The organism is Luteimonas sp. BLCC-B24, assembly GCF_028550595.1.
Classification (GTDB): Bacteria; Pseudomonadota; Gammaproteobacteria; order Xanthomonadales; family Xanthomonadaceae; genus Luteimonas.
The window spans coordinates 246,743-271,672 of record NZ_JAQQGN010000003.1 but is presented as its reverse complement, the minus strand read 5'-3'; the positions used below and the strand labels follow the sequence as shown (position 1 = coordinate 271,672).

General features: G+C 70.6%; 21 protein-coding genes and 3 pseudogenes. 13 read left to right on the top strand and 11 right to left on the bottom strand.

Annotation, left to right across the window (positions count from 1 at the left end):
* The first annotated feature begins 28 nt into the window (after positions 1 to 28).
* On the top strand, positions 29 to 583 hold the full coding sequence (locus tag PQS31_RS09080) for a hypothetical protein (protein ID WP_272762388.1): 555 nt from the start codon (positions 29 to 31) through the stop codon (positions 581 to 583).
* A gap of 18 nt (positions 584 to 601) precedes the next feature.
* Here PQS31_RS09080 and PQS31_RS09075 read toward each other — a convergent pair whose 3' ends face one another.
* On the bottom strand, positions 602 to 1,414 hold the full coding sequence (locus tag PQS31_RS09075) for a hypothetical protein (RefSeq protein WP_272762387.1): 813 nt from the start codon (positions 1,412 to 1,414) through the stop codon (positions 602 to 604).
* A gap of 151 nt (positions 1,415 to 1,565) precedes the next feature.
* On the opposite strand from PQS31_RS09075, the gene PQS31_RS09070 reads away from it, so the two are divergent.
* Positions 1,566 to 2,315 (top strand): hypothetical protein, encoded by a 750-nt coding sequence (locus PQS31_RS09070; protein ID WP_272762386.1) that lies wholly within the window; start codon positions 1,566 to 1,568, stop codon positions 2,313 to 2,315.
* Positions 2,316 to 2,321: 6 nt separating this feature from the next.
* On the opposite strand, the gene PQS31_RS09065 is transcribed toward PQS31_RS09070, so the two are convergent.
* From PQS31_RS09065 to ggt, 3 genes are read right to left on the bottom strand one after another with little or no spacing between them, the layout of a single operon-like run.
* Positions 2,322 to 3,335: a hypothetical protein gene (locus tag PQS31_RS09065; RefSeq protein ID WP_272762385.1), complete on the bottom strand. Its 1,014-nt coding sequence runs from the start codon at positions 3,333 to 3,335 to the stop codon at positions 2,322 to 2,324.
* Positions 3,336 to 3,391: 56 nt separating this feature from the next.
* Positions 3,392 to 4,411: a hypothetical protein gene (locus PQS31_RS09060; RefSeq protein WP_272762384.1), complete on the bottom strand. Its 1,020-nt coding sequence runs from the start codon at positions 4,409 to 4,411 to the stop codon at positions 3,392 to 3,394.
* A 48-nt stretch (positions 4,412 to 4,459) separates the two neighbouring features.
* Complete coding sequence (ggt, locus tag PQS31_RS09055; protein WP_272762383.1) at positions 4,460 to 6,175, bottom strand: gamma-glutamyltransferase; 1,716 nt, start codon at positions 6,173 to 6,175, stop codon at positions 4,460 to 4,462.
* Between the two features lie 376 nt (positions 6,176 to 6,551).
* On the opposite strand from ggt, the gene PQS31_RS09050 reads away from it, so the two are divergent.
* The 6 genes and pseudogenes from PQS31_RS09050 to PQS31_RS17035 form a co-directional block, all read left to right on the top strand.
* Entirely contained in the window at positions 6,552 to 6,989 is a 438-nt protein-coding gene (locus tag PQS31_RS09050) for a hypothetical protein (RefSeq protein WP_272762382.1), read from the top strand.
* A gap of 63 nt (positions 6,990 to 7,052) precedes the next feature.
* Positions 7,053 to 7,736, top strand: coding sequence for a hypothetical protein (locus tag PQS31_RS09045; RefSeq protein ID WP_272762381.1), 684 nt, complete (start codon positions 7,053 to 7,055; stop codon positions 7,734 to 7,736).
* 75 nt (positions 7,737 to 7,811) lie between these two features.
* Entirely contained in the window at positions 7,812 to 8,141 is a 330-nt protein-coding gene (locus PQS31_RS09040) for a hypothetical protein (RefSeq protein WP_272762379.1), read from the top strand.
* Between the two features lie 245 nt (positions 8,142 to 8,386).
* Positions 8,387 to 8,971 (top strand): hypothetical protein, encoded by a 585-nt coding sequence (locus PQS31_RS09035; RefSeq protein WP_272762378.1) that lies wholly within the window; start codon positions 8,387 to 8,389, stop codon positions 8,969 to 8,971.
* Between the two features lie 47 nt (positions 8,972 to 9,018).
* A pseudogene (locus PQS31_RS17040) lies at positions 9,019 to 9,357 on the top strand (transglycosylase SLT domain-containing protein); the annotation flags it as partial.
* 348 nt (positions 9,358 to 9,705) lie between these two features.
* A pseudogene (locus PQS31_RS17035) lies at positions 9,706 to 9,888 on the top strand (peptidoglycan-binding domain-containing protein); the annotation flags it as partial.
* Between the two features lie 338 nt (positions 9,889 to 10,226).
* Here the strand turns inward: PQS31_RS17035 and PQS31_RS09025 are convergent.
* Positions 10,227 to 10,829 carry a tetratricopeptide repeat protein gene (locus PQS31_RS09025; RefSeq protein WP_336314346.1) on the bottom strand — a complete coding sequence of 201 codons (603 nt, stop codon included), beginning with the start codon at positions 10,827 to 10,829 and terminating at the stop codon, positions 10,227 to 10,229.
* 229 nt (positions 10,830 to 11,058) lie between these two features.
* Between PQS31_RS09025 and PQS31_RS09020 the strand changes: the two genes are divergently transcribed.
* Positions 11,059 to 14,766: an indolepyruvate ferredoxin oxidoreductase family protein gene (locus PQS31_RS09020; RefSeq protein ID WP_272762375.1), complete on the top strand. Its 3,708-nt coding sequence runs from the start codon at positions 11,059 to 11,061 to the stop codon at positions 14,764 to 14,766.
* 48 nt (positions 14,767 to 14,814) lie between these two features.
* On the opposite strand, the gene PQS31_RS09015 is transcribed toward PQS31_RS09020, so the two are convergent.
* From PQS31_RS09015 to egtB, 4 genes and pseudogenes are all read right to left on the bottom strand, one after another.
* Entirely contained in the window at positions 14,815 to 15,459 is a 645-nt protein-coding gene (locus PQS31_RS09015; RefSeq protein WP_272762525.1) for a DUF938 domain-containing protein, read from the bottom strand.
* A 48-nt stretch (positions 15,460 to 15,507) separates the two neighbouring features.
* Positions 15,508 to 15,768: pseudogene (locus tag PQS31_RS09010) on the bottom strand (DUF3253 domain-containing protein); the annotation flags it as partial.
* A 3-nt stretch (positions 15,769 to 15,771) separates the two neighbouring features.
* Positions 15,772 to 16,755 carry an L-histidine N(alpha)-methyltransferase gene (gene egtD, locus PQS31_RS09005; RefSeq protein ID WP_272762374.1) on the bottom strand — a complete coding sequence of 328 codons (984 nt, stop codon included), beginning with the start codon at positions 16,753 to 16,755 and terminating at the stop codon, positions 15,772 to 15,774.
* Positions 16,752 to 18,047 (bottom strand): ergothioneine biosynthesis protein EgtB, encoded by a 1,296-nt coding sequence (gene egtB / locus PQS31_RS09000; protein ID WP_272762373.1) that lies wholly within the window; start codon positions 18,045 to 18,047, stop codon positions 16,752 to 16,754. Before egtB ends, egtD begins: the two co-directional genes overlap by 4 nt.
* A gap of 156 nt (positions 18,048 to 18,203) precedes the next feature.
* On the opposite strand from egtB, the gene PQS31_RS08995 reads away from it, so the two are divergent.
* Positions 18,204 to 18,518 carry a hypothetical protein gene (locus tag PQS31_RS08995; protein ID WP_272762372.1) on the top strand — a complete coding sequence of 105 codons (315 nt, stop codon included), beginning with the start codon at positions 18,204 to 18,206 and terminating at the stop codon, positions 18,516 to 18,518.
* Positions 18,519 to 18,701: 183 nt separating this feature from the next.
* Here the strand turns inward: PQS31_RS08995 and PQS31_RS08990 are convergent, their stop codons facing one another.
* The gene (locus tag PQS31_RS08990; RefSeq protein ID WP_272762371.1) at positions 18,702 to 20,414 is read right to left on the bottom strand and encodes a M28 family metallopeptidase; all 1,713 of its coding nucleotides are present in this window, start codon (positions 20,412 to 20,414) and stop codon (positions 18,702 to 18,704) included.
* A gap of 102 nt (positions 20,415 to 20,516) precedes the next feature.
* Here PQS31_RS08990 and PQS31_RS08985 point away from each other — a divergent pair, with 102 nt between their 5' ends.
* The 3 genes from PQS31_RS08985 to PQS31_RS08975 all read left to right on the top strand — a co-directional run bounded on the left by PQS31_RS08985 (position 20,517) and on the right by PQS31_RS08975 (position 23,074).
* The gene (locus PQS31_RS08985) at positions 20,517 to 20,960 is read left to right on the top strand and encodes an I78 family peptidase inhibitor (RefSeq protein ID WP_272762370.1); all 444 of its coding nucleotides are present in this window, start codon (positions 20,517 to 20,519) and stop codon (positions 20,958 to 20,960) included.
* A gap of 434 nt (positions 20,961 to 21,394) precedes the next feature.
* Complete coding sequence (locus PQS31_RS08980) at positions 21,395 to 22,492, top strand: LysM peptidoglycan-binding domain-containing protein (RefSeq protein ID WP_272762369.1); 1,098 nt, start codon at positions 21,395 to 21,397, stop codon at positions 22,490 to 22,492.
* A 51-nt stretch (positions 22,493 to 22,543) separates the two neighbouring features.
* A complete protein-coding gene (locus PQS31_RS08975; protein ID WP_272762368.1) occupies positions 22,544 to 23,074 on the top strand; it encodes a hypothetical protein in 531 nt (176 codons plus the stop codon).
* 303 nt (positions 23,075 to 23,377) lie between these two features.
* On the opposite strand, the gene PQS31_RS08970 is transcribed toward PQS31_RS08975, so the two are convergent.
* On the bottom strand, positions 23,378 to 24,604 hold the full coding sequence (locus PQS31_RS08970; RefSeq protein WP_272762367.1) for a lytic murein transglycosylase: 1,227 nt from the start codon (positions 24,602 to 24,604) through the stop codon (positions 23,378 to 23,380).
* Between the last annotated feature and the right edge of the window lie 326 nt (positions 24,605 to 24,930).

Here is a 24,930-nt window from a genome sequence, read left to right as displayed (position 1 = left end):
ACGGGCGGACACCCGGCGAGGACACGATATGACCGCACCTGGATGCTCGAGATTTTCCGCGCCCGCTTTCGCGGTCGCGGTCGCGATGAGCGTGTCGACCGGCTGTGCGCATCGCACGCAGCGGGTCGAGCGCGAGATGCTCCTGCCGCCCTCGGCGCCGACGCACGAAGTCGCCTCGCACCAGCGGTTCCTGATGGCGGTGCCGATCGCCGATCCCGATCCGGCCTATCCGCACGGCGCGCGGTTCGACGGCACGCTGCAGGTGTGCACGACGTTCGTCGTGACCGCCGACGGCGCGGTCGAGGACGTCGCCTTCGATGCGGCATCGCCCGGTTGCGCCGGGCCCGGCACCCCGGCGAGCGCGCCGTTCGAACACGCGGCGCGCGCGGCGCTGGCGCAGTGGCGCTATTTCGGCGCCGCCGTTTGCAGCTTTCCCGACGGCCGCGACCCGGACGCGGACCCGCGCTGCGAAGGTCCGGATGTCCGCGTCGATCCGGTCCCCATCCGCCTGCGCTACGTGTTCACGTTCTCGTCGGCGCGGGGCGGGCGCGTCGCGCGTGCGCCGGCACCACCGGTGAGGTGATGCCGGCGGCAACCGTGCTCAGCGCGTTTCGCTGATCTCCAGCCGGTACTCGCCCGCCTGTCCCAGGTGGCCGACATAGATCTCGTACTCGCCCGGGCGGAAGCTGTCGACCACCGCGGCATCGAGCTGGCCGCCGCTGTCGTCGTCGCACAGCACCTTGCCCGGGCCGCGCACGACGAGGCTGGAATCGGTGGTGCTGGTCACGGCCAGGCGCAGGGTCACGGTGGACGTGATCGTCAGCCGGTGATCGGGCGTGGAATCGATCATGCCGGTGCAGTGCGCGCCGTAGGTACTCGCGGCGACGCCGCCGCCGGTGGTGCCGGTGCCGATCTGCGGATCCGGCGTGAACCCGGCGCCGAGGGTGAAGTTGGCGTACATGCCACCGACGGCAGCGCCGGCACCCTCGCTCAGCGTCAGCGTGTAGTCGCCCGCGGTGTCGAGATGGCCCACGTACACCGCGTATTCGCCGGGCGTGAGCCGCGCGTTGATGCGCGCATCGAGCTGGCCAGCGCTGTCGTCGTCGCAGAACACACCCGCGGGCCCGACGACGACCAGGGTCGAATCGGTGGTGCTGTCGACCGACAGCTGCAGGTCGAGCGCGGATGTGACCTTGATCGTGTGGTCGGGTGCGGCGTCGATCATGCCGCTGCACTGCGGGCCGAACCGGCTGGCCTGGGTGGCACCGCCGGTGCGGCCCTGTCCGGTCTGTGGGTCGGGCGTGAAGCCGGCGCCCAGTACGAAATTGCCGTAGGACTGTGCCACGGCCTGGCCGCTGGCCCCGGCGATCAGAAGTGCGGCGCACAGGCCGCAGGCACCGCGTTGGATCCCCATCGAATATCTCCATCCCCCTGTGCGGCGACACGCTGTCGCCGCTGGGCGCGAAGTGTGCGCCCGCGCACGCCCATGGGCCAGAGGGCGGATCGACGGCGCGGACAGTCCGGGGTAGGGTGCAATCCACGGACGACGGCGGACGGATTTCGCGATGCGACCCATCTGGACTCTGGGCCTGCTGGCCGCATTGGCGCTGCCGGCAACGGGGCGCGAGCCGCCCGCCCCCCAGTGCATCGACGGCCGGGCGATCGCCGAAGCCCACCAGATCGACCCGCAGACCCTGCTGCTGCGCGATACGCAGGGCGATCGCCGCCGGCTGACGCTCGCCGACGCCTGCCCCGGTCTGCTCGACGATTCCGCGCCGGCGTTCGTCGGCTGGGAAGGCTGGCTGTGCGGTCGAGACGGCGAAGCCGTGCGCGCAGCCGACCGCGCCTGCGCGGTGGCGGCGGTCGCGCCCATCGACGCCCGTGACTACGCTGCGCTGCTGCGTGAATCCCGCCAGGCGATGCGCACGCTGGACCGGGTCGTGGTCCAGGACCGGCGCGCACGCGGCTTCCGCGGCACACCGGATTACTGCGTCGCCAGCCGCTGGCTCCGCAGCTGGCACGACGGCCCGCAGGGTCTGGAGGTCGAGGTCTCACCGCGCCAGGCGGCCGGGCATCGCCGCTACCGGATCGAACTCCACGGGCAGTGCGATATGGACCGCGCCGACACCGTGACCCTCGTGTCCGGCATGGGCACCGGCGTGGTCTGTGGACATGCGGGCGACCACGCCGTGTTCTCGCGCAGCACCGGGGCGACCGATCCCTCGGGCGCGAGCTTCATGCGCACACTGGGCAGCACCGGCGCCGCGGAGCGAACACGCTGCCAGGTCACACGCGTGTATCCGCTGGAGCGCTGAACGCGCTCAGCGGGGTGGCTGCCAGCCCGCAGGTGGCGCCAGGGCCACGCCGGCATCCTGCAGCGCGCGTTCGACGAGCTGGACTTCGGTGCGGATCGACGGGTCGGCCAGGAAACGCACGAACTGGCCTGCCCCGTCGCGCGGCAGCGCGGCGCTGGCACGGCCCCATTCGAGGTTCTGCCAGTGCAGGGTGCGCACGCGTGCCTGCGCCGCGTCGCGCTCGGACGGCGTCGCCGCGAGTCGCGCCTGCAGGCCGAGCCCGACCAGGCGCCCCAGCATCGTGTCCGACCGTTCCGCGAGCACGGCCGCGACATGCCGGCAATCGCCCAGGCGGGCGGGATCGCGGGTCGCCGACGGATCACACGCCTGCAGCAGCGGCTGCGGGTCCGGCAGCACGGTCGAACTCCACAGCGCGGACGCGGTGATCGCTGCATGCTCCTCGGCCACGAAGGTCTCGCCGTCCACGAACGCCGCGCGCTCCGCTGGCGTGGCCGGCGTGCGCAGCAGCGCCGCCTGCATCCAGCGCACCTGGTCGAGCATGTGCAGATCGAACACGGCCGCCGTGCGGGCGTCGGCCAGCATCGCCTCGACACTGCCGCCGCGTGCGAGCAGCGGCGCCAGGTTCTGCGGCTCGGCGCCCAGCCAGCGCTGCGCGGCGCGCACGCGCGTGTCCGCGTCGCCGGTCGCGGCCAGCAGCGTGTTGGCGATCACATCGTCATTGGCGCGCGCCGCGGCGGCCTGGCGCCACGCCGCCGCCTGCTCCGCGGGCGCCGACGGCGACGGAGCGACGTCGGCGCCCGGACCTTGCAGCAGCGCTGCGAAGGCGAGCTCGCGCGGCTGCAGGGTCGCGGCCAGCGCGGCTGCGCTGCGCTGCGACCAGCTGCGCCAGGCGCCCTGCACGTCGTCGACATCGGGCTCCGCGGCCGGCGCCTCGCCAAAGCGCGCGTACGGCGCCTGGGCGATCGCGGGCACTGCGCTGCAGGTCAGGGCACAGGCGAGCACGACGTGGCGGATGCGCATCGGTCGGGTCCGATCGAAGGGCCCCCGAGCATAGCGCGCGGCGGCCCGTGCACCGGCTACCGCGACGGGACGATCCAGTCGGCCGGGGGCTCCAGCGACACGCCGGCTTCTTCGAACATGCGTGCCCGCACGGCGATCTCGTCGTCGATCTCCGGGTCGAGGATCAACGCGATCTGCCGTGCGTCACCGATGCGCTCGACCACACCTGTGATCGCCTGCTGCTGCCACGCCTGCGCGCGTTCGCGCGAGGCCAGCGCGTCGACGGGCGGATCCGGGAGCCGACGCAGCAGCGCCTCCCCGAGCTGGCGCACCAGCAGGGTGTCGGCCTGCGTCAGGCGGTCCGCGGCCGCACTGCATCGAGGCGCATCGTCGCGATTGCCCTGCGTGCAGACGTCGACAATCTCCTTGAACGTCGGAACGCCGGAGAACGTCAGCATCGCCGCGATCGACACGGCGTGGTCGCGGGCCTCCACGTCGGTGCGCCGCAGCGCCCCGGTGAGATCGGCCGGTGGCGGGAACTGCGACAGCGTGTCGACCATCCAGCGCAGCGCCGGGTAGGACGCGCTCGTGAACACGGGGCGTGCCGCCACCGCGTCCAGACGCGCCTCCACCGGCAGATCGAGGCGCAACAGCCAGGGCGCGCCGTTGTCAGGCTGCAGCTCGGCCCAGCGGGCCGCCGCTGCGAACGTGACGGCATCCGGCCGCGCGGGCCCGGACGTCAGCAGGACGTGGGCGATGCCATCGTCGCCCGCTCGCTCCGCCGCGCGCCTGCGCCAGGCCTGCGCGGTCGCGTCGAAGGTGTTCGTCGGAACGGCAGCGTTCGCATCGATCACGTCGCCGGGCCGCCCCGGTGGCGGTGATGCAGCAGCGTGGTGCAGCAACGCGGCGAACGCGAGATCGCGTGGGGTATCGCGTGCGGCGATCGCCCGCGCGGTGGCACGCAGATAGCGCTGCTCGGCGACGTGCGGATCCGCGCGTTCGATCACCGCGTCCGGCCCCGGCGCCGACGCATCCGGTTGCTCCTGCGCACAGGCCAGCAGCGCCGCCATGAGCCACCCCACAATCCATTGACGCATCCGACACCTCCTTGGGTCGATACGCGGAATATCCCACCCGCGGTGCGCTCAGTAGCCCGCGGCCTGCCCGTCCTTGCGTGACTCGCTGGCGCCCACCCAGCCGCCGTGCGGGTTCTTCATGATCGCCTGGTAGCCGCCGTAGGGCCCGTGTGCGAACCGCACCGAATGGCCCTTCTGCATCAGCGCGCGCACGGTCTCGTACGGGAAGCCCGACTCCAGGTCCACCTCGCCGCCGTCGGTCATCGCGGTGTTCTGGCCGGCGGGCTCGGTCGAGCCGTCGTGCTGGATGCGCGGCGCATCGCCGGCCTCCTGCAGGTTCATGCCGAAATCGAGCATGTTGATCAGGATCTGCACGTGGCCCTGCGGCTGCATCGCGCCGCCCATCACGCCGAAGCTCAGCCACGGCTCGCCGTTCTTCGTGGCGAACGCGGGAATGATGGTGTGGAACGGGCGCTTGCCCGGTGCGTAGCCGTTGGGGTGGTCCTCGCGCAGCACGAACTGCTCGCCGCGGTCCTGCAGGATGAAGCCCAGGCCCGGCGGCGCCATGCCACTGCCCATGCCGCGGTAGTTGGACTGGATCAGCGAGACCATCATGCCGTCGGCGTCGGCCGTCGTCAGATAGATCGTGTCGCCCTCGTCGAGCTGGGCCGGCGTCCCCGGTTGCACCTCGCGCAGCGCGGTGTCCATCGAGATCAGCGCGCCGCGCTCGCGGGCGTAGTCCTTGGAGATCAGGCGCTCGACGGGCGCGGGATGGAACGCGGGGTCGGCATACCAGCGCGCGCGGTCGGCGAACGCCAGCTTCTTCGCTTCGACGAACAGGTGCACGTGTTCGGGACTGCCGAAACCGTAGGACTTCAGATCGTAGGGCTCGAGCAGGTTGAGGATCTGCAGCGCGGCGATGCCCTGCCCGCTCGGCGGCAGTTCCCACAGTTCGACGCCGCGGTAGGTCGTCGACACCGGCTCGACCCAGTTGCCGGTGTGCGCGGCCATGTCCTCGTACGAGAGGAAGCCGTCGTTCGCGGCGAAGTAGTCGCCGATCACGCGCGCGATGTCGCCCTTGTAGAACGCGTCGCGGCCGCCGTCGGCGATCGCCTGCAGCGTGTTCGCCAGGTTCGGGTTGCGCCAGGTCTCGCCGGTGCGCGGCGCGCGGCCATCGATCGTGAACTGCTCGGTGAACCCCGGCCACTTGCCCAGGCGCGGCACCGAACGGTCCCAGTAGTAGGCGATGACCTCGTGCACCGGATGGCCTTCGCGCGCGTAGCGGATCGTCGGCGCCAGGTTCTCGGCCATCGTGCGCGTGCCGAAGCGGCCGTGCAGCGCGAACCAGCCGTCGACCGTGCCGGGCACGGTGACCGGCAGCGGCCCGTGTGACGGAATCTCGCTCAGGCCGCGGCGCTGGAATTCGGCCAGCGTGAGCGAGCGCGGGGAGCGGCCCGACCCGTCGTAGCCGTAGAGGCGTTTCGTCTTCGGATCCCAGACGATCGCGAACAGGTCGCCGCCGATGCCGTTGCCGGTCGGCTCCATCAGTCCGAGCGCGGCGTTGGCCGCGATGGCCGCATCGACCGCACTGCCGCCGGCCCTCATCGTGTCGAGCGCGATCTGGGTGGCGAGCGGGTGCGAGGTCGCGGCCATCGCATGCGGCGCATAGACCTCGCTGCGGGTCGCGAAGGGCTGGCCGGTGATGCGGTCGGCCGCGGCGGCGTCGGGCGCCAGCGCGATGCCGGCGAGGGCGACGGCGAGCAGGGACGGAAGCAGACGGGACATGGCGTGGATCCGGGACTGCGGGCCGCACACAGTAGCGCGTGGCCGGGCGCGGAGTCAGCGTCCGGGCGATGCCGTCGTCGCGGGCCGGCCATCCCACGCGCGATCCGGCACGGGCCGCGGAATCCGGTGCCGGTCGAATAGCCGGACGTCACGCCGCGGCGAGCACCGACGCGCGCGTTGCCCGAAACACGAACGCATGCACTCGCGTTCGCGAAGGGAATGGCCGATGCTCACTGTCGCCACACGGCGGCGGCGTCGCGGTCGAGATGCAGGCATGGGAGCACAGGGGATGACGAGCGGAGCGATGCGGAGTGCAGCCACGGGATCGATCGTCGCCAGCAGGGGCACGTCGCGCCGCTGCATGCGGTTGCACTGTTTGATCACCGCGAGCCTGGCGCTCGCCCTGCCGGCCTGTGCGCCGGCCACGCCGTCTGCCGCTCCAGTGGACACCGCGACCGAGGTGGCCATCTGCACGGTCGAAACGTTCGATCGCTTTATCGAGCGTTTCAGCCGGGATGCGGCGTTCCAGCGACGGACCACATCCGATCCGCTCGTCGTCGAGCGCTACGACACTGACGCCGAACCCGAGCCCTGGCGTGTCGAGTCGAACGTCGCCTTGGGGGACGTGGCTTGGCCGGTGATGCCTTCACTCGAGCGCCTGGCCGACAGCGGGCGCACCCATACGGTCGCGAGCGGCGCTGACGGCAGGATGGACGTTGTGATCCGCACGCCGGATACCAGCGACCAGCAGATCTATGTCTTCAGGCAGACACCGTGCTGGCAGCTCCAACGCGTCATCGACGAATCAATCTGATCTTCGATCCCGCTGCGCGCTCGCCAGCGTGATGTCGGGCCCCCATCCGTTCGAGAATTAGCGATGCGCGCACTCGCCATGCTCCTTTGTCTCTGCGGCACGCCCATGATCGGTTGTGCCCCCCCAGACGTGCCAGGTGTGCAGGCAGGCGTCGACCCTCCCGCGAATCCGCCGGCCGTCACCCGGACGCCTGTGCACGCTATCGACGACGTGGCCACGGCAGCGGCGAATCCGGATGATCCAGCTGCATTCGTCCCTGCAGGCGCGACTCTCGTCGATAGCGTCGTGGGCGACCTCACCGGGCGCGGACGCTCGGATGTACTGATCGTGTTCGCACCTGCATCTTCGGAACAGGATCGCCTGGGCGAGGGCCCGGGACGTACCGTTGTCCTGTTAACACGGGATCAGGGAGGCGGCCTGCAGCGTGCAGCGGAGAACGCACGACTCGTTCCTTGCGCACGCTGCGGCGGAGTCGCCGGCGATCCGTATGGCGATGCGCGTATCGACGCCGGGACGGTGACCGTCGCTGTCTCCGGCGGATCGCGCGAGCGTTGGTTCAGCGACTACGTCTTCCGCTATGCAGCCGAGCATGGCGACTGGCTGCTTGATCACGTGACGCGTGGAGTCACGGATACCCAGACCGGGATCCGGAAGCAGGCCGAGCTGACCGCCGCAGACTTTGGCGAGGTGACGTTTTCCCAGTTCGATCCAGGGAACCTCCAGGCGGCGGCTCCGACGCTCGATTGATGCGTCGACTTCGCTGCCAGCGACACGACGCATGGGTGTGCCACTCCGGCGGAAACAAGCAGAAGGAACTGCACGATGACAACCGAGCGGGAAGGACAACTGTTGCGAGACGCGTACGCGGCCGGCATCACGCAGCCGCGTGAGCTGGCGAACTTCATGGCCCAGGTCGGCCACGAGTCGGGCGGGCTCCGGCGCCTCGAAGAGAGCTTTCGCTACACGCACAGCGCAGAGCAGATCAGCGGCAACGTGCGCTCTGCACTTCCGAGCGGCAGCTCCGAGCGCTCGGTCTCGATCCCCTTGGATTGTTTATGCCACTCGGGTCCGCTGACCGAGCTCACATGCCCCGCGCTCGAGCAGAGTGGAGGTGCAGTCGAACTGCATAGCTGGACCGGTCGCGTCCATTGAAAGGCTTGGGGAAGCCGACGCCACGACGCGGCAAGCCCTGACGCTCGCACTGGTCATGTTCGCGAGCATCCGCGCGCGCTTCGGGTGGACAATCGGCGCTCCGCTGCTGGAGCGGTGGGCGTGCGGCGCCCGACGGACGCGCCGGTGCCGCACAGAACTCAACGGTGGCCTATATGCATCGGACCGCTCCACACCGGTGTCAACGAACAACGCGACAGCAACCGCGGACACGCACAGGACTCGGGATGCACACCCTCAAATCGGCAATCGCAGTCGCCCTGGCGTGTTCGCTCGCCGCCTGCTCGGACCGGCCCCCAGTGGCGCCTGCCGCAACGGCAGCGGACATTCCGGAGAGCCCGATGCTCTCCAGCCCCTCGGGCGGTTCACCCCCGGACCATGAAATCCAGTGTGACGGCGCACGCTGGGCACTCTTCGTCGAAGGTGAGGCGTCACGTGTGCAACGCACGTCCGACGCTGGTCCGCTGGTTCTCCCGAAGCCCGACGGCATGGAGGATTACGTCCCGGTCGGGATGGGATGCGCGAACTCGGCAGCCGATGGTGAACGGCTGGTCGTTGCCTATGGCGAGGCATGGCCCGGCTGCAACATCTGCGAATGGTTCTTCGTGTACGACCATGACGGCCGGCCCCTCAACCATAGCGTGCCGCCAATGCTCGGCGACCTGGATTCGCTCCGCCCGAATAATGATGGCTACATCAATGTGACTAATCAGCTGCGCCTGCAACGGCCAGACATCCACTATCCGCCCCGGGCACGCACCACTGACCCGGACATCCCTGCGCAGCGCGACGCGAACGCATCCGTCCGCTGAAGCCGGACAATCCGGCACATTTTGATTTCAACCTGGGAGTGGCAAGGATGCCGACCATCCACACGGACATGATCCAACCAAAGGGTGCTGCGTACCGGACCTCGCAGCTGCACAACCGGAGCCACTATCTCGAGTCGATCGACACCTCGGAGGGCAGGCTTGCCGGCAACTCACGGATCTGGGGTGACGCAAGTCCAGAAGTGCAGTCACGCGTGATCGACATCCTGATCGATGCCTCGCAGAACGCGGGCTTGAGCGTTCGCGAGACTGCTCACGTTCTCGCGATCGCGCGAATCGAATCCGGTTTCAATCCCGATGCCGCGGCCGGGACGACATCCGCGTCCGGCTTGGGTCAGTTTATCGACGACACGGGTCGAGCATTCGGCCTCGATGGCAGGAACCGGTTTGACGCAGGTGCCCAGGCGACGGCACTCGTCGCCCATTTCATCGAGAACCGTGACCTCGCGAGTCGCCGTGGTCAGGGCGAAGCCTACATCTACAAGTACCACCACGATGGGCCCGTACGTGATTATGGGGGCCTGCGTCATGCCGAAACCAAGGTTCTGCCGATGCTCGACGGCTATGCCCGCTTCGTCGAAGAGCAGCACCTTGCACGGCGAGTCGAGCGGCTTCCACAGGCGCATCGAGACAATGTCGCAGATCGAGCTGAGGCTGCCGTGCCGCCGCTCGATGCACCCGCGACTTCCCGCGATGTCCTTCGCGGCGGCGACCACGGTGCGGACGTGCGTGCTCTGCAGGTCACGCTCACCGCGCTCGGATTCGATGATGCGCGCGGTCGAGCACTCGAAGCCGACAGCGCGTTCGGTCCTCGTACCGGCGAAGCGGTCCGCGCGTTCCAGCAGGCGCGCGGGCTTACTGTCGACGGCGTCGTCGGCGCCGAGACCCGGCGTGCGCTCGATGCCGCGTTGCGGTCAACGCCCGACGCGTCGTCGGCAGCGGAATCCGTTGCACGGCCGACGCGGACGTCATCGCTCGATCGTCTGTTCGCCGCTGCGCGGGGCGACGATCCCTCGGCGTTCCGCACGGCGTTGGCCGACTTCACCGACACGCCGTTCGGCCGCCGCTTCCAGACCGCCAGCGCGGAGCTCGCCGTGCAGCCCGATCCGGCGATGCGGACCGGTGGACAAGAGCCGGGTGCCGCGGAGCGCTGACGACGTCCGCCTGCACGTGCCCCGGGCTGCGCGACCAGCTCGAACCGGGGCGGCGCCTGACGCCGCCGCCGGGGTGTCCTGCCTCAGGGCCAGGTCGGCGGGTTCGCGCGCCAGGCGGTGAAAACCTCGGTCAGCGCGGCGCGCTCGGCGTCGGTCCAGCCCGGCAGCAGGTCGGCGAACCGTGCCGGATCGCTCCACGCCTGCGGCTCGGTGCGTACCGCAGCCGCATACCACTGCACCGCCTCGTCCCGCCGGCCGGCACGCCACAGGCCCACGGCCAGTGTGGGCGGCGCCCAGGACGGCTTGATCAAGCGGCCGTCGATCGCCAGCGCCCACTGCGTCAATGCGTCGTCGGGCTTGCCGGCACGATAGAGATCCCAGCCGTAGTTCCAGTGCACCGCACTGCGCATCGGCGCGCGTGCCGGCAGCGTGTCGAGCAGCTGCGCATACATCGCGCGACCGGTCTCCTCGCGACCGCTGCGCATCAACGCGCGCGCGAGCTGCGCACGTGCCTGGTCGGCATTACGGGCGTTGCGGTCGATCAGCTGCAGCAGGCGCCCATGGACTTCATCGCCTTCACCGGCGATCGCCACGATCGGCGTCGCCACACGCGCGTCGTCGTCGAAATAGAACTCGGCCATCGTCGGCATGCGCTGGGCATACGCCATCGACGCCAGCAGCCACATCGCCAGCCCCAAGGCCGGTCGCAAATACGTCTTCACTCGAATTCCCCCTGTAAGAACCAACACGCTCCCGCTGCGGATTGTAGCCGGGTGCGGCGGCGCGACCCGACCAGCCCGACCGGCGGGACATCGGCCGCTGCTACAATTCGCGCCGTTTTCCCCCGATTCCGAGGCCGCGCGTCCATCCCGCGGCCGCCCGCCAGCGCCTGCGCGCAAGCCCGAGCTTCCCGTCATGACCAGCACCGCCGAACTTTCCTCGCCCGCCTCGGCCGATATCGGCCTGACCCACGGCGTGCTTGATACCGACTACACGCTCGACCACAAGTACACGCGGACCGAGGGCCGCATCTACCTGTCCGGCGTGCAGGCGCTGGTGCGGCTGCCGCTGATGCAGCGCTTGCGCGACGCCGCCGCCGGCCTGAATACGGGCGGCTTCATTTCCGGCTATCGCGGCTCGCCGCTCGGCGGCTTCGATCTGGAGCTGTGGCGGGCGAAGAAGTACCTGGCCGAGGCCAACGTGAAGTTCCAGCCTGGTCTCAACGAGGACCTCGGCGCGACGATGGTCTGGGGCACCCAGCAGACCAACCTGTTCCCCGGCGCCAACGTCGATGGCGTCTACGCGATGTGGTACGGCAAGGGCCCGGGCGTGGACCGCTGCGGCGACGTGTTCAAGCACGGCAACGCCGCGGGCACCGGCAAGTACGGCGGCGTGCTGGCGCTGGCCGCCGACGACCACGCCTGCCGCAGCTCGACCCTGCCGCACGGCAGCGAGGGCGAGTTCACCAGCGCGATGATGCCGATCCTCAATCCGGCCGGCGTGCAGGACATCCTCGACATGGGCCTGGTCGGCTGGGCGATGTCGCGCTACACCGGGCGCTGGGTCGGCTTCAAGACGATCGCCGAGACGGTGGAATCGTCGATGTCGGTCGATGTGGACCCGTTCGCGCTGGAGATCGTCACCCCGGACGATTTCGAGATGCCATCCGGAGGCCTCAACATCCGCTGGCCCGATCCGCCGATGGACCAGGAGATGCGCCTGCACCGCTACGCGGTCAAGGCCGCGCAGGCGTTCGCGCGCGCGAACCGCATCGACCGCTTGGTGCTCGATACGCCGGACGCGCGCTTCGGCATCGTCACCACCGGCAAGAGCTATCTCGACGTGCTGACCGCGCTCGAATATCTCGGTCTCGACGAGGCCGCCTGCCGCGCACTCGGCATCCGCGTCTACAAGGTCGGCATGACCTGGCCGCTGGAGCCGGTCGGCATCCGCGCCTTCGCGCGTGGCCTGGCGGACATCCTCGTCGTCGAGGAGAAGCACGGCTTCATCGAAGGCCAGATGAAGGAGCTGTTCTACAACTTCGAAGGCGCGCGTCCGAGCATCGTCGGCAAGTACGACGAGAGCGGCGCGTGGATCCTGCCCAGCACCGGCGAACTCACGCCCGCGACGATCGCCGGCGTCATCGCACGCCGCATCCTGCGCTACCTGCCCGACGACGGCAGCGAGCGGCAGAAGATGCACGACGTGCTGCAGTGGATGGAGGCCAAGGAAGGCGAGCTGGCCCTGCCGCGCGCGCAGTTTCCGCGCGTGCCGCACTACTGCTCGGGCTGCCCGCACAATACCAGCACCAAGGTGCCGGAAGGCTCGCGTGCGCTGGCCGGCATCGGCTGCCACTACATGGTCACGTGGATGGACCGCGACACCGACACCTTCACCCAGATGGGCGGCGAAGGCGTCACCTGGTGCGGGCAGGCCGCGTTCACCGATACGCCGCACGTGTTCCAGAACCTCGGCGACGGCACCTACTTCCACAGCGGCTCGCTGGCGATCCGCCAGTCGGTCGCGGCCGGCGTCAACATCACCTACAAGATCCTCTACAACGACGCGGTCGCGATGACCGGCGGCCAGCCGGTGGACGGCACGCTCACCGTGCCGCAGATCGCGCACCAGGTGCGCAGCGAAGGCGTCGACGTGATCGCGCTGGTCAGCGACGACATCGGCAAGTGGTCGAAGCGGGAGATCTTCCCCTCGGGCGTCGAGTTCTTTGATCGCCGCGATCTCGACGCGGTGCAGAAGCGCCTGCGCGAGGTCAAGGGCGTCAGCGTGCTGATCTTCGACCAGACCTGCGCCACCGAGAAGCGCCGCCGCCGCAAGCGCGGCAAGATCGCGGACCCGCAGAAGCGGGTGATGGTCAATTCGCTGGTCTGCGAAGGCTGCGGCGATTGCGGCAAGAAGTCGTTCTGCGTGTCGGTGCTGCCGAAGGAGACGGAATTCGGACGCAAGCGCGAGATCGACCAGAGCAACTGCAACAAGGACTATTCCTGCGTCGAGGGCTTCTGCCCGAGCTTCGTCACCGTGCACGGCGGCGCGCCGCGCAAGGGCAAGAAGGTCTCGGCGGCCGAGAAGCTCGCCAACCTGCCGCAGCCCACGTTCGCCAGCGACCTGTCGACGCCCTGGAACATCCTGATCACCGGCGTCGGCGGCACCGGCGTGGTGACGATCGGCGCACTGCTCGGCATGGCCGGTCATCTCGAGGGCCGCGGCGCGAGCGTGCTCGACCAGACCGGCCTCGCCCAGAAGGGTGGCGCGGTGACCACGCACATCCGCTTCGCGAAGACGCCGGCCGACATCCACGCAGTGCGCATCGCCGCCGGCGAAGCCGATCTCGTGCTCGGCTGCGACATGGTCGTGGTCAACGACTACTGGACGCTGTCGAAGATCCGCGGCGACCGTTCGCAGGTCGTGCTCAACACCTACGAGGCGATGCCCGGCACGTTCACCACGCGTCCGGACATGCAGTTCCCGGCAGCCGACATCGTCGCCGCGATCCAGCACGCGCTCGGCGGCAAGGCGCCGCTGCAGATCGACGCCACCCAGCTCGCGACCGCACTGATGGGCGATGCGATCGCGGCCAACCTCTTCATCCTCGGCTATGCCTGGCAGCGCGGCCTGGTGCCGATCTCGTTCGAGGCGATCATGCGCGCGGTCGAGCTCAACGGCGCCGCGGTCGAAATGAACAAGACCGCGTTCGCCTGGGGCCGTCTGGCGGTCGTCGATTTCGATGCCGTCAGCGCCGCGGCGGGGCTGGTGCGCAATGCACCCACTGCTGCCGAACGCACGGTGCACGAGCTGCCGGTGCTGCCGCCGGGCGAATGGGAAACCAGCGAGTGGGGCGCGACCTCCGCGCCGCGCATCACCCGCAACGAGGCCGATCTGCGTCATGTGCCCGCGCACGGCGCCGAGGACAACGTGGCCTTCCTGCCGCTCGACGATGCGCGCCTGTCGCGTTCGCTCGACGAAGTGATCGCGCGCCGCAGCGCCTTCCTCACCGACTACCAGGACGCCGCCTACGCGAAGCGCTACACGGACTTCGTGACGCGCGTGCGCAGCGCCGAACAGGCGAAGGCGCCCGGCTCGACCGCACTGTCGGAAGCCGCCGCGCGCTATCTGTTCAAGCTGATGGCCTACAAGGACGAATACGAGGTCGCGCGCCTGTACACCAGCGGTGACTTCAAGCGGAAACTCGGACAGCAGTTCGAAGGCGACTACACCGTCCGCTTCCATCTGGCACCGCCGCTGCTGGCGAAAAAGAACGAGCGCGGCGAGCTGGTCAAGCGCGAGTACGGCCCCTGGATGTTCAAGGCCTTCGGCCTGCTGGCGAAGCTGAAGTTCCTGCGCGGCGGCACCTTCGACATCTTCGGGTACACCGAGGAGCGCAAGATGGAGCGTCGCCTGATCAACGAGTACGAGGCCACCGTCGGCGGCCTGCTCGAGACGCTCGACGGCGGCAATGTCGACCTCGCCGCCGAGATCGCCAGCGTGCCCGAGCACATCCGCGGCTACGGCCACGTCAAGGAGGCCCACCTGCACGCCGCCAAGGCGCGCGAGGCCGAACTGCTCAAGGAATGGAAGAACCCGCTGCGGATCGTGCAGGCGGCCTGAGGCCGCGGGTCCCTGCTGCGATGCGCGCCGGAATGGGCGCGTCGCGACTCAGGGCCGCTGCCAGACCAGGCAGCGGTTGTGCGCCGGCATCGCGACGTCGGCGTGCAGGCGCAGCCCGATGCGGGCAGCGAGGGCGTCGACAGCCTCGAGATCACGCAAGCCCGATTGCGGATTCCGCGCGCGCAGCATCGCGTCGAAGTCGCGGTTGCTGTCGCTGGTGAACGCGCCGCCGACATTGAACGGACCGTAGACGACGAGTACGGCGTCGTCGCCGAGCATGGCGCCGAGGCCGGCGAAGCAGGCCTCCACCGCGTCCCAGCCCATGATGTGCAGGCTGTTGGCGGTGAACGCGGCATCGAAGCGCGGCGCGCCCGATGCCGGTACCGGCCAGGGCCCCTGCGCCACGTCGAGATCGAGCGGCGGGGGCGCGTTCGACAGCGCCGCCAGCGCGAGACGCCGCGCCAGGCCGAGGTCTTGGCCCGGGCGATCGGAACTCTGCCAGCGCAGCCACGGCATCGCCGCCGCGAAATGCACCGCGTGTTGCCCGGTGCCGCTGCCGATCTCCAGCACATGCCGCCGCGAGGCGAACGCCACGCGCAGCACGTCGAGAATCGGCGCGCGGTTGCGCTCGCACGCCGGTGATGCGGGCAGCGGCGGGGCGTCGGGCCGGTCGGCGTGGGCAGGCGTCTTCATCGGCGCATTTTGCGCAACGCGCGCGCCGTCGTGCACGTCACGGGCATCGTCCCAGCGCGGGCCCCGACGCAGCCGGATCGGGCCTCCCGGCGGCACATCGGGATCGAGCACCGTCTCGCCCCGGGTGAGCAGGACGATGCCGTCCCGGGCGAGTGCGCCCGCGATCCGCCGCACTTCGGGCATCCGCTCGCGCCAGTCCGCATCGCCGATCGTGCGCGCCACTTCGGACGGGCAGATCGACGCGTCGCTGGCGCGCTGCGCGAGCAGTGCACGGATCGCGTCGCCGATGCGCGCCGCATCCGGCGGCACGGATCAGGCCGGTTGCAGCAGGCGCAGGCCGAAGGCGTCGGTGCGGTCGTTCCAGCCGTGGGTCACGCGCAGGCCCGCGCGCGCCGCCAGCGCGGCGAAGGACGCATCGGTGTACTTCTGGCTGATTTCGACATGCAGGGCTTCACCGGCGGCGAAGGCGAAGCGACGCGCTCCGATGGTGACCGTCTGCGCGCGATCGCTGATCAGTGCGGTTTCGATACGCATGCGCTCACGGGAATAGACGGCGTGGTGGTGGAAGCCGTCGAGATCGAAGTCGCTGCCGATCTCGCGGTTGAGCCGCGCCAGCAGATTCAGGGTGAACGCGGCGGTGACGCCGGCAAGGTCGTTGTAGGCGGCTTCGATCACCGCCGGATCCTTGTCCAGGTCGATCCCGATCAGCGCGCAGCCCCCTTCGCCCATCGTGCCGCGCATCGACGTCAGCAGCTGCACGGCGTCGAGATCATCGAAATTGCCCAGCGTCGAGCCGGGGAAGAACACCAGGGTGCGTTGCGGCCGCTGCGCCGCGGTCGGCAACGGCACCGGGCGGGTGAAATCCGCGCAGACCGGCAGCATCTCCACGTCGGGAAACGACTGGCCCAGACGGGTGACGCTGTCCATCAGCGCGGTGCGCGAAATCTCGATCGGGGTGTAGGCCACCGGCGCCTCGAGCCCGTCGAGCAGCAACTCGGTCTTGCGCCCGCTGCCGCTGCCGAACTCCACCACGTGCACCCGCGGCCCCGCGGCCTGGGCGATCGACGGCATCGTGGATTCCAGCAGGGCCAGCTCGGTCCGGGTGAGGTAGTACTCCGGCTGGCGGGTGATGGCCTCGAACAGTCGCGAGCCCTCGGCGTCGTAGAAGTATTTCGACGGCAAGGTGCGCGGGGAACGCGACAGGCCGGCGATCGCATCCGCGGTGATGTCGTCGGGCTGCGGGCGCAGGTCGGTCAGGGCGGCGTGGGCACGCGCGCGGGCGGTGGCGGCATTCATGCGGAGTCCTTGGCGAGGCGCAGCCCGGCGAACTGCCAGCGTGCGTCGGATGGAAAGAAGTTGCGGTAGCTGGCGCGCACATGACCGGGCGGCGTGGCGCAACTGCCGCCGCGCAGCACCCATTGCGCATCCATGAACTTGCCGTTGTATTCGCCCAGCGCACCGGGCCACGGCCGGTAGCCGGGATAGGCGGTGTAGGCGCTCGACGTCCATTCCCAGACGTCGCCGAACATCTGCTGCAGGCCGGCGCCGGCCGTCGATGTCGCGGGGTGCAGGCGGCCGGCGTCGGCGAAGTGGCCGTCCACCGACAGGCCGGAGGCCGCCTGCTCCCATTCGAACTCGGTCGGCAGACGCGCGCCTGCCCAGCGCGCGTAGGCGTCGGCCTCGTAGTAGCTCAGGTGGCACACCGGTGCACCGGGCTCGAGCACGCGCCAGCCGGCGAGCGTGAACTCCCGGGTCGCGTCGTCGTTCCAGTACACGGGGCGTGCCCAGCCGTCGGCCTGCACCCGCGCCCAGCCGGCGCTGAGCCACAGACCGGGCGTGCGGTAGCCGCCGTCGGCGATGAAGGCCTGGAACTCGGCGTTGCTGACCGGACGGCTGGCCAGCGCATGCGCGGGCACCAGCACGCGATGCCGCGGCGATTCGTTGTCGTAGGCGAACGCGCCCGTCCCGGGCCAGCCGGGATGGCCGATCTCGCAGATCGATTCCTCGCGCGCCAGCCAGCGCAGCGGTGCGGCCTCGCGGACGTCCGGCGCCGGCAAGGCGTGATACGCCGGCGCCAGCGGATTGCACCAGAACGCGTGCTTGATGTCGGTGACCAGCAGTTCCTGATGCTGCTGCTCGTGCTGCAGGCCGAGTTCGACGACGTCGAGCCGGTGCGCATCGAGCGTCCCTGCGTGCAGACGCGCGCGCATGCGCGCTTCGATCTCGGCGCGGTAGTCCAGCACCTCGGCCAGCGATGGACGCGACAGGAGACCGCGGCGCGGCCGCGCGTGCATCGGCCCCACGCTCTGGTAGTAGCTGTTGAACAGATAGTCCCAGGCCGCATTCACGGGGCGGTAGCCCGCATCCTCGGCGAGCACGAAGCGTTCGAAGAACCACGTGGTGTGGGCGAGATGCCACTTGGTCGGACTCGCGTCCTCCATGCTCTGGACCATCGCGTCCTCGGCCGTGATCGGCGCCGCGAGCCGGGCGCTGTGGGCGCGGACGGTGTCGAAGCGATCGGCCAGGGCGGCGAGGCGCTCCGGTCGCGAGTCGGTAGCGTCGGCCGGGCTGGATGCGTGCGTCGCCATCGCGACAGGGTAGACATGGCACGTGACGGCGACGTTAGCCCGCGCTGCACGTGCACGCGCACACGGCCCCGGATAACGGAATCTCTACGCCTGCGACGACGCCCGGATGACATCCGGCCGTCCACACTGGCCGTCAATCCCGCACGGAGTGAACGCATGCGACAGATCGCACTTCCGCTGATGGCCGCGATGGCCCTCGCGATGACCGCTTGCAGCAACGACGCACCGCCGAACGATGTGCCGCCGGTCGACACCGCACCCACGACCCCGGCGCCGATGACCGATCCGGCCACGACCCCGCCGCCGACCGACCCGACGATGCCCCCGCCGACGGATCCGATGGTGCCGCCGGCCACCGACCCGATGAACCCGACACCGCCGATCGACCCGACGATGCCGCCGACCGATCCGACGAATCCCACCACCCAGCCGCCGACCGATCCGACCACGACGCCGCCGGCGCAGACCTGATAAGCGGTTCGACGTCGGCGTGATGCGGACGTCGGACCCGCGCCTCCCACCGGTTCGGTGCATGCCTCGCGCATGCCCTCTCTCTCTCTCCGACCGGTCCTTGCCGCCCGTTCTCCGACGGGCGGCTTTTTCATTTGCCGCACGCCGTGCCGCCGCGCCTGTCCGGCCGCGACGGTGCCAGGATCAGGGCGCGTCGCGATGCACCGGTCGCATGGCGTCGCTGCGTACGCGGCGCGCGTGGAACTCGCTGTCGGGCTGCCACTGCGGCCAGGCCGCGCTGTTGGCGAGGGCGAGCGCCAGGCGGTACACCGTGCGCGTGTCGGCCGTCGGCCCGGCCATGTCCCAGCTGGCGTCGAACGCATCGCCGGGCTGGTGATAGCGATGCGCGAAGTAATCCGCCCGTGCGGCCATGCCGCCTTCGACACCGCCATCGAGCTGGTCCATGCCCGGACCGATGGTGATCGCCGGCACGCCGGCCTGGGCGAAGGCGAAATGATCGGCGCGATAGAACAGGCCGGCCTCCAGATTCGGATCGGGCGAGCGCACCCGGCCGTCGAGCGCCGCGGCATCGGCGAGATCGCGCTCGAGCGACACCCGGCCGTTGCCCCAGGACGAGATGTCGCGCGTCTCGCCGTCCGGGCTCCACATTTCCATGTTGAGCACGGCGGCCGTGGTCTCGAGCGGACGCAACGGGTTGGCCACGTAGTACGCGGCGCCGAGCAGGCCGTTCTCCTCGGCGGTCAATGCGAGGAACTGCAGCGTGCGCGCCGGACGCGGGCCGGCGGCGAAGACACGGCCGAGTTCGATCAGCGACGCGATCGCGGTCGCATTGTCGACCGCACCGTTGATGATGGCGTCGCCGCTGGCATCCGGCTGACCGATGCCGAAGCTGTCCCAGTGCCCCGACAGCACGACCGTCTCGTCCGCACGGCTCGCGCCCGGTAGCACACCGACCACGTTGTGGCTGACCACGCGGTCGCGCTGGACGCGGAAGGCGATGTCGAGCGTGGCATCGCCGAGCATGCCGCCGCGGAAGCCCGCGGTCTGTGCCCGCCGCTTCTCGGCGTCGAACTCGAGGCCGGCATCGGCGAACAGCTGGCGGGCGACCGCGTGCTGCATCCAGCCGCGCATCGGCAGGTGATGCGTGGCGGCGTCGGCGCGCACGATGTCGTACTGCGGCCCCGCGCGCCCGTTGCGCACCGTGGCCCAGGGGTACGAGGCCGGCGCGGTCTCGTGCACGATCAGCACACCCGCTGCGCCGCGACGCGCGGCTTCCTCGTACTTGTAGGTCCAGCGGCCGTAGAGGGTGAGCGCGCGGCCACCGAAGCGACCCGGCACCTCGGCCTCGAAATCGGGATCGTTGATCAGCACCACGACGACCTTGCCGCGCACGTCGAGGCCGGCGTAGTCATCCCAGTCGAGCTCCGGCGCGGTGATGCCGTAGCCGGCGAACACCAGCGGCGCGGCGGTCAGATCGACGCCGCCACCCGGATGCAGGGATTCGACCGCGATGTCGTCGCCGTTGGCGAGCGGCCGGGTGACGCCCCCGGCATGCACGCGCGCGGTCACCGGCCCGTCGATGCGGCTGCGCTCGAGCGTGACCGCCTGGGTCCAGCCGTCGTCATCGCCGCCGGGCGACAGGCCGGCCTCGGCGAACTCGCGGCTGATGTACTCGACCGTCAGGCGTTCGCCTTCGGTGGTCGGCGCGCGGCCTTCGAAGGCATCCGAGGCCAGCACCGAGAGATGACGCGCGAGGTGCTCGGCGCGGATGCCGCCGCCGGGAATCGGCAATGGGATGATCCAGCGCGGCGTACCCGCGTGCGTCGCGATGGACAGCGATGTTGCGCACGTGCCGAAACACAGCGCCAACGCGAGAGACGCGGACAGACGGGTCATCGGGAACTCCGGTCGACAGGGCTGCGGACCATCATGCCGCAACTGGTCGCCCCCACCGGCAGCGGCTACAGTGGCCGCGGTTTCCCCACTCAGGAGCATGCGATGCCCCGCCACCCCCGCCCGCTGTCCCGCGCCCTGTTCGCCGCCGCTCTGGTGCCGGTCTTCGCCCTCGCGGCCTGTGCGCCCGCCCATGACGACACGTTCGAGGAAGAACCGCCCGCAGGCGATGTGGCGGACGCCGACACCGGCGCCGGAAGCGCGATCGAAACCGAAACCGCGCAGACCGAGATCGGCGATTCCGGCAGCGCGCCCATGACGCCCGATGCGCCCGGCGCCTCGGTCACGCCGTGCGATACCGAGGCGGTGCAGGGCCTGATCGGCCAGGCCGGCAGCGAGGCGGTCTACGCCAAGGCGATGCAGGACGCCGGCGCGCAGTCGTACCGCGCCCTCGGCCCCGACGATGCGGCGACGATGGATTTCCGCGAGGACCGTCTGAACATCGATCTCGACGCGAGCGGCACCATCACCGGCTTCCGCTGCGGCTGATGTTCCCGACCCGGCTGTGCCTCGCGCAGTCGGGTCGTTTCCATCGCCCACCGGGCGATTTCGATACCGCGACGTCCGCCGCGCCGCGTGATGCCGGCAGCGCGCTCGCGCGCGTGATGCGGGTTCCCGGCGCCGCCTGCCGGCGCGAACACGACCGACTCGCGCGTGGCGCCCGCGTCATCCGGCGCTGCACCGCCCGCGCCGGCGCCTGTCCCGCGCCGGGTACCGCGTCGACACCCGCCACGCCGCGGACACCGCGCCGCGGCGGTGCTCTGCGACTGCGGGCACCGACCAGGACGCGTGACCTCGCTCGCAGTTCGCGACACCGGCTGCACCGCGTCGGCCATTCATGTCCCGCACCTAGGGTCGCTCCGGATGGACCGCCGCCCGCGACACGCGAGGCTGGGCCCATCCCCGACGCCGGAGTGACCGCCATGTCCTCGATCGAATCCCTGTCCGGCGCGTACGCGCCGTCGGCCACCGGCCGCGACGCGCCGTCCACGGCGCGCACGCACACCATCGAGTACGGCGACACCGTGTCCGCCGTCGCGCGGCGCTATGGCGTCGACGTCGCCAGCCTGCTCTCGGTCAATCCGCAGATCCGCAACCCGGATGTGGTGTATCCCGGCGATACCCTGCAGATCCCGAGCGCGGGGGCGGTCTCGGTCCGCTCCGGCGACACGCTGTCGGGCATCGCGGTGGCCAACGGCACCAGCGTGCAGGCGCTGCTCGCGGCCAATCCGCAGATCCGCAATCCCGATCTGATCCAGATCGGCCAGGTCATCGCGCTGCCGGGGGCGGCGACCCCGGCGCCGCACGTGTCCTCGCCGCCGCCGTCCACCGCGCCGACGGTCCCCGGTGTCGATGCCGCACCGCCCGCGGCCAACGATGCCGAGCACCGTCTCGGCCAGCTGTCGGAACAGTACGAAACCGGCGGCCGCGGCCCCGGCACGGTGTCGACCGGCCAGGGCGATCCGGGCGGCGTGTCCTACGGCAGCTACCAGCTGGCGACGAATCGCGGCCGGCCGCAGGAGTTCCTGGCCAACGAGGGCGCGGCATGGGCCGCCGAGTTCGGCGGCGCGGCGCCGGGCACGCAGGCCTTCAGCGCCACCTGGCGCGAGATCGCCGCGCGCGAGCCGCAGGCCTTCGCCGATGCGCAGCATGCGTTCATCCAGCGCACCCACTACGACGTCCAGGCGGCGCGCGTGGAGACCAATACCGGCCTCGACGTGGGCACGCGCTCCAACGCCGTGCAGGATGCGGTGTGGTCCACCGCCGTGCAGCACGGCCCGACGACGAACGCGATCACCAATGCGGTGCGCAACGTCGCCGCGCAGGGCGTGACGCCCGAGGACGGCGTGGCCTACGACCGGGCGCTGATCGATGCGATCTACGCCGAGCGCGGCCGCCGCGGCCCGGATGGCAACCTGGTGTACTTCAGCAGTTCCCCGGCCTCGACCCAGGCCAGTGTCGCCAACCGTTTCGTCGCCGAGCGCGCCGATGCGTTGGCGATGCTGGAGGCCGCGCGCTGATGTCGCGACCACGCGGACCCCGCTAGGCTCGGGCCTTTCGAGGAGATGCCGATGCGTCCATACCCGATGCGCCGCCTGCGGTTCGCGAGTGCCTGCCTGGCGATGGCCGTGGCGGCCTGCCAGGCCGAACCCCCCGTGTCGGCCCCGACGCCCGCCACGCCGTCGGTCGCCGTCGAGCCGGCGCCCGTGCCCGCGTCCGCAGGGTCTGTCTCGGCGCCGTCCCCGTCGCCTGCCGGCCGGTACGAGGCGACCACGCCTGCACCGGGGACGCTGACACTGTCCGAGGCGGGCGATGGCGTCTGGCACATCACCCTGCGCGGCGGCGCGGTGCCCGATGGCGCGTCGACCGCCGCCGACTGCGAACTCGAGGCGCGTGGACCGCTCGTCGACGGACGGATCGCGGCCGACGTCGTGCCGTTCGAGGGCACGCTCAGTTCGGTGACCGAAGCCGACCTGGCGCGTGAACCCTCGACCGTTTCGATCGTGCTCAACGGCGATGTCGCCACCGTCACGACCGACTACACGCAGTGCGCGCTGGGCGCCGATCTCGCGGGCACCTATACCCGGGTCGCGACGCCCTGAATCCGGAGGGCGCGGCGCGCGGCAGCGCCTGCTGCGGGTCGCAGCGCTCGAGGGGTTGCATCCGGGTGCCATCGCAGTGCCCGCACTGCGGCTCGCGACGCATGACGTGAGACGTGCGTTCGGACGCACGACGCCGTCAGCGCCCGCTGAACGCCGCATGGCACCGCGAGCGCGCCGGAAGTCGCCCGACCCCGCCGGCCTGTCACGCGTGAATCGTCAGCCTCCCGGCGCAGATCGCGCGTGTGCCGGGCAGGACGGCCCGACGGCCGGCTCGCCTCGCATCGCGAAGCGGGCGCGGCAGCGTCAGTTCGAGGCGCCGCCGCGCAGGGCGGCGAGGATGCGCTGCCCGGCCCGGCCGTCGTCGGGTCGCAGGCCGAGACGCCGCTGCTCGGCCTGGATCGCACGCCGGGTCGCGGTGCCGATCATGCCGTCGACCTCGCCGATGTCGTGGCCGCGGGCGAGCAGCAGGGTCTGCAGTTCGCGACGCTGCGCGCGCGACAGGCCCGGATCGTCGGTCGGCCACGGCGTCTTCAGCCCGGCCCCGCCGCGCAGGCGGTCGGCCAGTGTCGCGATCGCCAGCGCATAGCTTTCGGCCGCGTTGTAGGAATAGATCGCGTCGTAATTGCGGAACACGATGAAGGCGGGGCCGCGCACGCCGGTCGGCACGATCACCGCCGCGCGCGTATCGCCCGCGGGCAGCGCGCCACCGTCCACGCGGGTCACACCGCGCGCGGTCCAGTCGGCCACGGTGCGGCGATTGGTGCGCCCGGCCTGGGCGACGTCGAAGCCGGCCGGCAGCCTCACCTCGTAGCCCCAGGGCCGTCCGGTCTGCCAGCCGCCGCGCTTGAGGTAGTGCGCGGTCGACGCCAGGGCATCGGGAATGCTGCCGACCAGATCACGGCGGCCGTCGCCGTCGAAGTCCACCGCGATGCGCGCATAGGTGCTCGGCATGAACTGGGTGTGCCCGAACGCGCCGGCCCAGGACCCGGTGGTGTGGGGATCGCGCAGGTCGCCGTCGTGCAGCAGCTTCAGCAGCGCGACGAACTCGCTGCGGAAGAAGGCCTGGCGCCGGCCGTTGCAGGCGAGCGTCGCCAGCGACACGCGCAGCGGCCGCTTGCCGGAGATGCGCCCGAAGTCGCTCTCCACACCCCAGACCGCGACCACGGTTTCGGCATCCACGCCGTACTGGGCCGACACGCGCGCGAGCAGATCACGATGTTCGGCGAGCATCGCGCGGCCATCGGTGACGCGCTGCTCGTCCACCAGCCCGGCAAGGTAATCCCACAGCGGCGTGGTGAACTCGGGTTGCGAATCGAGCAGCGGCAGCACGCTCATGTCCGGCTGCAGGTCACCGGTGAGCCGCGCGAACGCATCGGCCGGGATGCCCTGTTTCGCCGCATCGCCGCGGATGCCGTCGAGGCAGCGCGCGAACGCGGCCGGGTCGGCCGGCGGGGGCGCGGTCTGCGCTGCGGCCACGCCGGCGAACGTCATCAGCGCGGACAGGGCGAGACGGTGGACTCGGTGCGTCATGCGGGCGCTTCCTGGAAATCGGCCGCTCACTGTGCCTGAGGTCCTCCACCACGCGGGCATCGCCCGGCGGGCGCTTTCATGACGCGGTCAGATGCCGCCGGTCTCGAACGGGGCATGCACCGTGCGCCCGTGACCGCCGCGACCCGGACGGCGGCGGGATCTGCTGCACGACGGCACGGACGGCGCAGGCAGGAGTGCAGACGCAGACCACCCGGACACGCGGGCGCCGATCACATCCACTGCACCGCACGGCGCGGGCGCGTCACGTGCGAGATCGGGGCACGCCGGATGCGTCGCGCGGCCACGCGTCCTGACCGTCACCGGCC